Source organism: Kitasatospora sp. SUK 42, from assembly GCF_015776785.2.
Lineage (GTDB): Bacteria > Actinomycetota > Actinomycetes > Streptomycetales > Streptomycetaceae > Kitasatospora.
Genome location: NZ_LFMD02000035.1, coordinates 1 through 10,924, shown reverse-complemented (window position 1 = coordinate 10,924; position 10,924 = coordinate 1). Strand labels below are relative to the sequence as shown.

The window sequence follows — 10,924 nt, the reverse complement described above, 5'->3', positions numbered from 1 at the left end:
GCGGTAGCCCGCGGACCACGGCCTGACCGGCGCGGCGGACCGCCCCTGCGGGCGGTCCCGCCGGACCGGACGCCGCGCCGGAACCAGACAGAGCCAGAGACCAGGACCACGACCGAGGAGGAGTCCCCTTCCATGACCTACGTCATCGCCCAGCCCTGCACCGACGTCAAGGACAAGGCCTGCATCGAGGAGTGCCCGGTCGACTGCATCTACGAGGGCCAACGCGCCCTCTACGTCCACCCGGACGAGTGCGTCGACTGCGGGGCCTGCGAGCCGGTCTGCCCGGTGGAGGCCATCTTCTACGAGGACGACGTCCCCGAGCAGTGGGCCGCCTACCGGGCCGTCAACGTCGAGTTCTTCGACGAGCTCGGATCCCCGGGCGGCGCCGCGCAGCTCGGGCTGATCGGGCGCGACCACCCGACGGTGGCCGAGCAGCCCGTCCCGGCGGCGTGACCGGGGCGGCGGGGAGGCCCGCGCGGCCGTCGGTGCGGGTGCGGGTGCCCGGCAAGGTCAACGTCACGCTCGCGGTGGGCGAGCGACGGCCCGACGGCTACCACGACCTCAGCACCGTGTTCATGGCGGTCGACCTCCACGACACCGTGCTGGTCCGCCCCGCCGAGCGGATGTCCGTCACCGTCCGGGGGCGCGGCGAGGGCCGGGTGCCACTGGACGAGGACAACCTCGCCGTACGGGCCGCCCGGCTGATCGCCAAGGAGACGGGCCGGGAGCGGGCGGCCGAGATCCGGATCGACAAGAGCATCCCGGTGGCCGGGGGCATGGCCGGCGGCAGCGCGGACGCTGCCGCGACCCTGGTGGCCTGCAACGAGCTCTGGGGCCTCGGGCTCTCCTACGAGGAGCTGAGGCTGCTCGCCGCCCAGCTCGGCAGCGACGTCGCCTTCCCGCTGCTCGGCGGCGTCGGCCTGGGCACCGGCCGGGGCGAGTGCCTGACACAGCTTCCGGAGGCCGGGGCCGGGGCGTTCCACTGGGTCTTCGCGGTCGCGGAGGACGGGCTGAGCACCCCGGAGGTGTTCCGCGAGCACGACCGCCTCCAGGAGCTGCGGGAGGTGCCGCCGCCCGCCGGGGAACAGGAGCGGGCCGCGACCGTGGCCGCCGTGGTGCGCGCGTTGCGCGGCGGTGACGCCCGCGCCCTCGCGCGGATCGCGGAGCGGGGCAACGACCTTCAGCCGGCCGCCCTCTCCCTGCGGCCCGAACTGCGCCGGACCCTGCGGCTGGGCCGACAGGCCGGCGCGCTGGCCGCCCTGCTCTCGGGCTCCGGGCCGACCTGCGCCTTCCTGGCCGAGTCGGCCGGGGCCGCGGCCGGGCTCGCCCGGGTGCTGTCGGCCTCGGGCAGCTGCCGCGAGGCGCTCGCCACCACCGGCCCGGTCCCCGGCTGCCTGTCGGCCGGGTAGCCGCCGCCGGACGCACGACGAGGGGTCGCCCCGGGAGTTCCCCGACGCCGTCGGCCGATTCGGGCCCGTGCGTGACGTCGGCCTTCAGGACCCGGTCGCGGTCCTGAAGGCCGACGTTGTCGTTCGTGGCGGACGGCCTCGGCCTGCCCTCCCGGGTGACCGGTGCGGGGTCCCGGTCGTTGCACACCGGGGGTCGCCGCCTGCCGGTCGGGGTGACCAGGGAGCCGGAGGTGCGCGCGTCATGGGGTTGGCCGAGGATTCGCAGGAGACCGCGGCGAGCGGGCGGACGCGGCGTCAGTTCCTCGCCCGCGCCGCCGCGCTGGGCGGGGCTCTGGCCGTCGGGCCCGCGGCGGGTGCCGCCGCGCTCCCGCATGGCGCGGGCACCGGCGCCCGCAGCGGCTCCGGGCGGACCGTGGCGGTCCTCGGCGGCGGGGTCTCCGGGCTGAGCGCGGCGCACGAACTGGCCGAGCGCGGCTACCGGGTGACGGTGTACGAGTACTACGCCGCGCTCGGCGGCAAGGCCCGCAGCATGGACGTGCCGGGCAGTGCGACCGGCGGCCGCCGGTCGCTGCCGGGCGAGCACGGCTTCCGGTTCTTCCCCGGCTTCTACCGCAACCTGCCGGACACCCTGCGCCGCATCCCCTGCTCCGGCAACCCCGGTGGCGTCCACGACAACCTGCGCGACGCCACCCAGGCGCTGCTGGCCTACGACGCCCCGCGCCCGGGCCTGCTGCTCCCGTTCCGGACGCTCACCCGCCCGCTCGACCTGGGCGACCTGGCCCCGGACGCCCTGCGGCGGACCCTGGCCGGCGCGCTGGACGAGGTGCTGCGCCTGCCCGCCGACGAGCTGACCTACTTCGTGGACCGGGTCCTGGTCCACCTGACCAGCTGCGATCTGCGTCGCGAGCAGCAGTGGGAACGGGTGCCGTGGTGGGACTTCATCAAGGCCGGGCGGATGTCCCACGACTACCAGCGTCTCCTCGGGGTCGGCCTGACCCGGGACCTGGCCGCGACCAAGGCCGAGCAGGCCAGTACGCGCACGGTGGCCCGCACGATCATCGAGGCCTTCCTGCTGAACGGGCTGCTGGGGCGCGGCGTCGACGGACAGCCCGACCGGGTGCTCAACGGCCCCACCAGCGAGGCCTGGATCGACCCGTGGGCGGCCCACCTGTCCGCGCTGGGCGTCGAGTTCCGGACCGGGACGGAGGTCCGGGAGGTGCTGTACGCCGACGGCCGGATCACCGGGGTCCGGGTGGCGCCGGCGGGCGGCGGCGTCCCCGAGACGGTGCGGGCCGACTACTACCTCAGCGCGCTGCCGGTCGAGCACGCCCGCGCCACCTGGGGCCCGAACCTGCGCGCCGCCGATCCCCAGCTGGCCCGCTGCGACGCGATCCGTACGGACTGGATGACGGGCATCCAGTTCTACCTGCGCCGCCCGGTGCGGCTGGTGCACGGCCACGCTGTCTGCCTGGACTCCCCGTGGTCGCTCACCACGGTCAACCAGGCGCAGTTCTGGGGCCGGGACTTCGCGGCCGCCTACGGGGACGGAACGGTGCGCGACTGCCTCTCGGTCTGCGTCTCGGAGTGGGACCGGCCCGGGATCCTCTACGGCAGGACGGCCAAGGAGTGCACCCGTGAGGAGGTGGCCCGCGAGGTCTGGGCGCAGTGCCGGCGGGCCTTCGACCGACCGGGCGCCGGGTGGCCGGCGGACGCGGACGTGCACTCGTGGTTCCTCGACCCGGCCGTCACCGGTCTGGGCGGGCCGGCGCCGGCCAACCGCGAGCAGTTGCTCGTCCACCCCGCCGGAACGCTCCACAACCGGCCCTCGGCCGCGACCGCGGTGGGCAACTTCTTCCTGGCCGGCGACTACGTGCGCACCGACGTCGACCTGGCCACCATGGAGGGAGCCAACGAGTCCGCGCGGCGCGCCGTCAACGCCCTGCTGGACGCGGACGGTTCGACCGCCGAGCGCTGCCGGATCCGGCTGCTCTTCCGGCCCCCGGAGCTGGAGCCGCTCAAGCTGGTCGACGAGGCCCGCTACCGCCTCGGCCTGCCGAACGCCCTCGACCTCGGGTGACAGGCCGCGGCCCTTCTCCTTCGACGCCTGCGGGGCTGACCAATCATCCGGATACGAACTGTTGTTGATCGCCTGTCAACCGGCGCCGCATAGCGTCCCTCCCACATCCCGGCCCGAACCGCGGGCCGGCCGACGGAGGGACAACTTCCTTGCTGCGCAAGACTCGTGCTGTGCTGGCCGGCGCGACCGCCGTCCTGGCGCTCAGCCTCACCTCGACCACCTTCACCGCCTCCGCCGCCGGCGACCAGAGCGGTATCGACGCCTGTGCCCGCGAGGCCAAGTACGCCGGTTTCGCCAAGGACAAGTCGGGCGAGGGCCGCAACGACGACGCGATCTACGCCGTGGCGATCGCCATGGCCGAGTCCGGCTGTAACCGCCTGGCCGTCCACACCAACCTGCCGACCGACCCCGACCCGGGCACCAAGGACCTCGGTGCCTGGCAGATCAACGAGCGCTGGTACCCCGAGGTCCACGGTCACGACGCCGGGATCGTCACCGCCGAGAACTGGCAGGACATGGGCTGGTCGGCCCGCAAGGCCTACGCGATCGACAACGACGGCACCGGCCGCGGCTGGGCCTCCTGGGCGGCCTGGCACCTGGGCACCTACCAGCAGTACCTGGGCCAGGCCCGCGACGCGGTCTACCGCGTCTGGTAACGACCCCCGGCAGGGCCCGGACGGCTGCCTCCCCGGCGGCCGTCACGGTGTCGCCTCCCGCCCCGGGCCGCGCTCGTGGCCGGGCTTCGACAGGCGTCAGGGCCTCGGCCGCGTCCGCGGTCGAGGCCCTGACGTTCGGGTGCCGATCGGCCCCGGCTACCCGGTCGCCGTCGCGTTCACCGGTCGCGGGTTCACACCGGATCGAGCAGCAGCGCCAGTGCGTCGGCCGTCGCCGGGTGCCGGGCCAGCAGCGCCGAGCCCCCGGACGCCTCGTCGACGGCCCAGCCGTCGTCGCAGCCGAGCAGCTCCGCCAGCGCGTCGCAGGTGGCCGGGTGGCCGGCGAGCAGGTCGACCCCCTGGCGGGCGGCCGGCCGGGCGGGGCCGGCGGGGATTACGGCCGGAGCGCGCCACGGCGGCACCCAGGCGTCCAGGGCGGCGAGTTGGCCGGGGAAGACCCGGCCGGCCTCGCGGGTCAGCAGCGGTGCCAGGTCCGCGCCGCCGGCGCGCAGCGTGGTGATCAGGACGGGCAGCCAGGGCAGCAGGACCCGGTCCGGCAGCCGGGCGAAGGCGTTGGAGACGGCCTCCACGACGACGTCGACCAGGCCGGGCACCGGCTCCAGGGCGTGCAGGAGACCGCTGAGGTAGCGGGGGTAGGCGGGCAGGACCAGCGGGTTGGCGAGCAGTTCGTCGCAGCGCCCCCTCAGCTCCTCCCGGGACATCCGGCCGAGCTGGACCTGCGCGGCCCACAGCAGCGCGGTCTTGGCGGGCTCCTCCGGGTGGGACTGGGCGACGGCGAGCTCCAGCTGGGTGCGGTCGCTGCCCAGCGACAGGGCCAGGCCCTCCATGCTGAACAGGAATCCGAGCATCGCCGCGACCTGGCGGACCGTGGCCGCCTCGTCGGTGAACGCCGTCGGGAGCAGGGTGCAGTAGTGCGCGTACCCGGTCTTCGCGAACTGCTCGATCCACTCCGGCAGGACCGGCTCGGTGGTGCGGTAGAAGGCCAGCAGTTCCCGCACCCGGCGCAGCACCTCGGGGGCGCCGTCGACGCTGCGCTCGGTGGACAGGACCTGGAGGGCGCGGGTGCCGAGCTCGTCGGCGAGGCGGCGGCTGCCGAGGTACAGCGTGGCGTCCTCGACGGTCCGCAGGACCACGGCGGCGTCCGCCTGCGGGGCGTTGGCCTCGCGGCGGAGGCGCTGCTCGACGACCTGTTCGAGGCTGACGCCCTCGTAGCCGAGCTCGATCAGGGCGCGCTGGTGGGTGCCGAGCGCGAGGTCCCACGACTCCTGCACGGACTGCTCGCCGAGCCTGCGCTCGCCCATGATCGGGCGGGCGGCGCCGGGCGGGAGCAGGTGGCGCAGCATCCACAGCACGTCGGAGCACGGCTTGAGCCGCGGGTCGGACTTGATGTCCAGCAGGGCGCGCTTGACGCCGCGCTGCTGGAGGTTCAGGCCGAGCGGGGCGAGCCGGTCGTGGACGTCGCGGGCCAGCGGCGGCAGCGACTCGTAGCCGACCTGCCCGATCCGGTCACCGCCCATCATGATCTCGACCAGGCGGCGCACGTCGCGCCGGCCGGGCACGGTGTCCTTCTCGATGCAGGTGACCGCCGCGTCCTGGAAGTCGTACGGGGTCGGGCGGGCCCGGTCGCGCAGGCCGGCGAGCAGGATGGCGGTCTCGTACACCGCGATGGCGTCGGCGGTGGAGGCGAGGTAGCCGTTGCGGCGGGCGGCGCGCACGATGTCGACGGACCAGCCGAGCAGTTCCTGCCGGTCGAGGGGGTCGAGGACCGGCGGGCGCCGCAGGAACCCGGACAGCATGTCGGCGGACTCCGCGCCCACCTCCGGGGCGGGGGCGGCGGTCTTGCGGGCCCGGGAGGCCTTGGTGCCGGCCTGGCCCTTCAGCCGGTAGGGCTGGGTGCGGGTGCGCTTGAGGTTCTTCTCCCACTGGGCCGCGGCGATCGACACCGATCCGCGTTCGAGGCCGAACTGCGCCTCGATGGCGGTGTGGCTGGAGGGGATCAGCCCGTACTGCCACTCGGTGGCGGTGCGCGGGGGCACCGTGAAGGTGTCGGTGCCGTGGACGCCGAACTCGGCGACACGGCTGGCGGCGTGGTAGGCGCCGCACACGTACACGCAGTCCGCGGGGTCGGCGCCGGTGGCGGCCAGGTGCTCGCGGATGCGGGTCCACATGTACCGCTCGCGGTCCTCGTCCACCCGGACCCGGTCGGTGTCGCCGGGCGCGAGCCGCCGGAAGAGGCTGCCGATCAGGAACATGACCTGCCGGTAGGTGCCGTGGTCGGCGTCGCCGAGCGGCAGCTCGACGTACTGGTGCCACCACTCCGACCAGTGCCGCACCTTCCCGTGGCGCAGCAGGTGCTGTTCGAGGTCGGCGAAGCGGGGCCGGAGGTCGCCGAGTTCGACGCCGACCGCGTCGCCGTGCAGCGCGGCCTCCGGCTCGGCCGGCGCCGCGTCCGGGTCGGCGGCCCCGGCGTCCTCGCGCAGGGGCTGCCACTGGAACACGTGGTCCGAGGACCGGTCGACGAGGACCAGCTCGACACCGGGCGTCTCCAGCGCGTACGCGATGGCCTGGTACTCGGCGGAGGCCTCGGTGATCGGCGCGACGACGGACAGCGGCGCCCAGGCGGCGGGGAAGCCGTCGACCCGGGTGGCGAACGCCTGCACGGCCACCGGCAGGCGGCAGTTGCGCAGCTCGGCGAGGAGCGGGGCCATGTCCTCGCACAGCTCCAGGAACACCGTCCTGGGCTGCTTGACGCGCAGCCGGCGGGCCATGGCGGTGGCGGAGGCGGGGGAGTGGTGGCAGACCGGGAAGACCTCCAGCGGCTCGCGCAGCGCGCGGTCGACGTCGTCCACGAGGCCGCGCAGGATGCCGTCCAGCGCGCCGGGCGCGCCGGCGAACGCGGCGGCGGCGTCGTGGAGTTGGACGCGCAGCGCGTCGAAGGTGTCGGGCGCGGGGTGCCCGCCGTCGGCGGGCACCCGGGTGGCCGTGCCGCTCATGCGAGCGCCTTGAGGGTGTCGAGGCCGCCGGCCAGGAACTCGGGCCACTCGCCGCCCTCCTCCTCGCTGCGCGGCTTGACGGTGTTGGTGAGGTACTTGGTGAGGATGGCCGAGTCCTCGGGGGCGCGGCGGGCGAGCGAGCCGACCAGCGACGAGCCGAGGGTGGTGGCGGTGAGCGTGCGCTGGCCGAAGAAGGTGCCGTGGAGCACGGCGTCCTCCAGGACGCCGATCTGCTCGGCCGTGGACAGCGCGGACTCCAGCCGCTGGTCGTCGCTGCCGGCCGTGGCGGCGACGTCGCGCAGGTCGCCGAAGCTGCGCAGCAGCACGTCCAGCAGGGTGGGCGGCACCTCCAGGTCGATCTGGTGGCGGCGCAGCAGTTCCTCGGTGCGGAAGCGGACGATCTCCGCCTCGCTGGCCTTGTTGGTCACCACGGGGATGCGCACGAAGTTGAAGCGCCGCTTGAGCGCGGAGGACAGGTCGTTGACGCCCCGGTCGCGGCTGTTGGCGGTGGCGATGACGGAGAAGCCGGGCTTGGCGAACACGATGCCGTCCTGGCCTTCGAGTTCGGGCACCGAGATGTACTTCTCGGACAGGATGGAGATCAGCGCGTCCTGGACGTCGCTGGTGGAGCGGGTGAGCTCCTCGAAGCGGCCGATCGTGCCGGTCTCCATCGCGGTCATGATCGGCGAGGGGATCATCGACTCCCGGGACTGGCCCCGGCCGATGACCATGGAGACGTTCCAGGAGTACTTGATGTGGTCCTCAGTGGTGCCGGCGGTGCCCTGCACGACCTGCGTGGAGTTGCGGGAGACGGCGGCGGCCAGCAGCTCCGCCAGCCAGCTCTTGCCGGTGCCGGGGTCGCCGATCAGCAGCAGGCCGCGGTCGGAGGCGAGGGTGACGACGGCCCGCTCGACGATGCCGCGCTCGCCGAACCACTTCTGCCCGATCTCGCGGTCCAGGCCGTCGGAGGGCTCGGAGCCGAGGACGAACGTGCGGATCATCCTCGGGGACAGCCGCCAGGTGGAGGGCTTGGGGCCGGTGTCGACGGACTCCAGGTAGTCCAGCTCGTCGGCGTACTTGATCTCGGCGGGGGCGCGGAGCATGTCGGACATCGGGTGGGCGCCTTTCTGTGGCGTGGTGGCGGGGAAGGTCAGGGGGGAGGGTCAGGTGAGGAAGGTCTTGAGCTCGTGGACGAGCTTGCCGATGTGGCCGGAGAGCACGGGGGTGCCCTGGTCCTTGAAGCGTTCGCGGAACCACGGGTTGACGCTGCCGCGGCCCGAGCTGGTCACCGATCCGACCGGGATGAACTTCGCACCCGAGCGGTGCACGGCGGCCATCTGCTCGAACAGCTGCTCGCTGCTCCACTCGTAGAAGTCGGAGATCCAGACCACCACGGTGTTCCGCGGTTCGGCGATCTTCGGCCGGGCGAGCGCCATGGCGACCGTGCCGTCGGTGCCGCCGCCGAGGTCGGTGCGCAGCAGCGTCTCGAAGGGGTCGTGCACCCACGGGGTGAGGTCGACCGCGCGGGTGTCGTAGGCGATCAGGTGCACGTCGACCTTCGGCAGGCCGGCGAAGATGCTCGCCAGGATGGTGCAGTTGACCATCGAGTCGACCATCGAGCCCGACTGGTCCACCACCACGATCAGCCGCTGCGGTGTCGTCCTGCGCGCGGTGCGCCGGTAGTAGAGGCGGTCGACGTAGAGGCGTTCGTCCTCCGGGCTCCAGTTGACGAGGTTCTTCTCGATGGTGCGCTTGAGGTCGAGGTTGCGGAACACCCGCTTGGGCGGCACCGAGTGGTCGAGCTCGCCGACGCTCGCCTTCTCGACCTGGGTGCGCAGCACCTCGGCGACCTCGTCGACGAACCGCCGGATCAGCTTCTTGGCGTTGGCGAGGGCCGTGCCGTCGAGATTGCCCTTGTCGCGCAGCAGTTGCTCGATCAGCGACATGCTCGGCGTGAGCCGGGAGGCGAGTTTGCTGTCCGCGAGGACTTCGCGCAGGCGCATGCGCTTGACCAGGTCGGCTTCGAGATCGGCGAGTTCGGGGCCGATCACCGGGATCAGCGTGGACAGGTCGGGGCTGCCGGAGCCGGCACCGGTGCCGGTGGGGCTCGGGCCCGTCCCGCCGCCACGCCCGGCGCGCAGGGCTCCGGGCGGGCAGCCCATGGCCCGCTCCAGCCAGCCGGCGTCGGCCTGCCAGCGGGACAGCTGCCCGGCGGTCACCGCGCCGGAGCCGGTGGCGAAGGTGTTGAGGAGGACCTTGGAGAACAGCGCCGCGCGCCGCACCTCGGCGGAGCGGTCCCGGCCGCCGTCGGCCGCGCCGGCGTCGGGTGCGCCGCTCTCGGCCGTGCCGGCGTCCGGTGCCGTCAGGCCGTCGATCTCGGCGGCCAGGCCCGGGTGCCGCTGGACGACGGAGTCGATGGACGTGCGGGGGTCCAGCAGGCCGGCGGGCAGGCCGAGGTCCTCCACGACGGCCAGGCTCGCCGTCTCCAGGGAGGCCTGCTCCACGGGGTCGAAGAGGCCGGCCAGCAGGCGCCAGTAGAGGACCTGGCGGCGGTTCTCGTCCGGTGTCGGGCCGGGGCCGGCCGCGGGTATGAGGTCGTCGGTCATGTCCGCAGCAGCTTTCCGGCGCGCTCGCGCAGCACGGCCACGGCCTCGGTGGCGGCGGCCTCGGCCTTGGCACCGGCCTTGTCGGCGGTGCCGCCGGCCCACGCCCCGGCGTGCACGGCCGTCGTCTTCCGCTTGACCGGGGTCTCCACGGCGAGCGGCTGGAGGCGGAACGCCCCGGCGTCCCAGCGCAGCAGCCCGATGCACGCCGTGGACGCGGCGACGGCCTGCGGGGTGAGGGGCCCGGCCGTCGGGATGCGGCCGGTGTCGACGGCGACCGGGTGGCCGGCCAGGGTGAACGTCAGTGCGCCGTCCTCCGCCTGGGCGGTGTACCCCTCCAGGAACACCGGTTCGGCCAGCCGGACCGGGTGCCGCTCCAGCGGCGCGACCGCCGCGCCGACGGTGGCGGGCAGGACGGCCCGGGCGGTGGCGAACGGGTCGGCCGCCTCTCCGGGCCGGGCGCACTCGTCGCGCCACAGCAGGTCGCCCTCGGCGGTGACCGGCATGTCGGTCAGGTCCATCGTGAGGCCCTCACCGGCCGCCGCGAGCAGCGACAGGTGCGGGCGCAGCAGCTGCCAGACCCCGGCGCCGACGACACTGTCCGGCTTGGGGGCCGACACGGACGCCCGGACGAGGTGCGGCGCGGAACCGTCGGCCGGCTCCAGCACCGCGTGGACCTGCGCCTGCGCGGCCGTGGCGTGCTCGTGCAGGTCGACACCGAGCGGCAGCAGCCGGCCGGTGACCGTCCCCGCGGCGGCGGCGCCGGCCGCCCCCGGGTGCGTCAGCAGCATGGCCCGCGACCACAGGTCCGCCCACCGGCGCACCGGGATCCGCTCCAGGTTCGCGCCCGGGCACGAGGCGGCGAGCTCGCCGGCGAACCCGTCGAGCAGCACCCCGAAGCGGCGCAGCGCCGGATCCGGGAGCATCGCGGAGACGACCGGCGCGGCGCCGGAGACGATGTCGTGGTCCATGCCGCGCCAGCCGGACCGGGCCAGGTCGGTGAGCCAGGACCGGGCCGCCGCGAGCAGGTTCGGCGAGGCGGGACGGCCCGGACCGGCGGCCGTCCACGCGCCGCGCCCGCGGCCGGTGGCCTCGCCGACGGTGGCGGCGAGCGCGTCGTGCGCGGCGCCGAGCAGCGCGGTGCGGGCGGCGGCGAGCACCAGGAGGT

At 74.5% G+C, this 10,924-nt stretch carries 8 protein-coding genes; 4 read left to right on the top strand and 4 right to left on the bottom strand.

What is annotated here, in order from left to right:
- Positions 1-132 precede the first annotated feature (132 nt).
- The 4 genes from fdxA (at position 133) to RZ50_RS28685 (ending at position 4,142) form a co-directional block, all read left to right on the top strand.
- Positions 133-453, top strand: a complete 321-nt coding sequence (gene fdxA, locus RZ50_RS28700) for a ferredoxin (RefSeq protein WP_217681044.1) — start codon at positions 133-135, stop codon at positions 451-453.
- Positions 450-1,409: a 4-(cytidine 5'-diphospho)-2-C-methyl-D-erythritol kinase gene (locus tag RZ50_RS28695; protein ID WP_217681043.1), complete on the top strand. Its 960-nt coding sequence runs from the start codon at positions 450-452 to the stop codon at positions 1,407-1,409. Before fdxA ends, RZ50_RS28695 begins: the two co-directional genes overlap by 4 nt.
- A gap of 241 nt (positions 1,410-1,650) precedes the next feature.
- Positions 1,651-3,486, top strand: coding sequence for an FAD-dependent oxidoreductase (locus RZ50_RS28690; RefSeq protein ID WP_217681041.1), 1,836 nt, complete (start codon positions 1,651-1,653; stop codon positions 3,484-3,486).
- A 149-nt stretch (positions 3,487-3,635) separates the two neighbouring features.
- Positions 3,636-4,142, top strand: coding sequence for a hypothetical protein (locus RZ50_RS28685; protein WP_196949269.1), 507 nt, complete (start codon positions 3,636-3,638; stop codon positions 4,140-4,142).
- 191 nt (positions 4,143-4,333) lie between these two features.
- On the opposite strand, the gene RZ50_RS28680 is transcribed toward RZ50_RS28685, so the two are convergent.
- The 4 genes from RZ50_RS28680 to RZ50_RS28665 all read right to left on the bottom strand — a co-directional run.
- Positions 4,334-7,153 carry a DUF5682 family protein gene (locus RZ50_RS28680; protein WP_217681039.1) on the bottom strand — a complete coding sequence of 940 codons (2,820 nt, stop codon included), beginning with the start codon at positions 7,151-7,153 and terminating at the stop codon, positions 4,334-4,336.
- On the bottom strand, positions 7,150-8,265 hold the full coding sequence (locus RZ50_RS28675; protein ID WP_196949267.1) for an AAA family ATPase: 1,116 nt from the start codon (positions 8,263-8,265) through the stop codon (positions 7,150-7,152). The genes RZ50_RS28680 and RZ50_RS28675 overlap by 4 nt, the downstream gene beginning before the upstream one ends.
- Before the next feature lie 51 nt (positions 8,266-8,316).
- Positions 8,317-9,759, bottom strand: coding sequence for a VWA domain-containing protein (locus RZ50_RS28670; protein ID WP_196949266.1), 1,443 nt, complete (start codon positions 9,757-9,759; stop codon positions 8,317-8,319).
- Positions 9,756-10,924 (bottom strand): hypothetical protein (locus RZ50_RS28665; protein WP_217681037.1); only part of this gene is annotated, 1,169 nt, incomplete at its 5' end. The genes RZ50_RS28665 and RZ50_RS28670, both read right to left, overlap by 4 nt.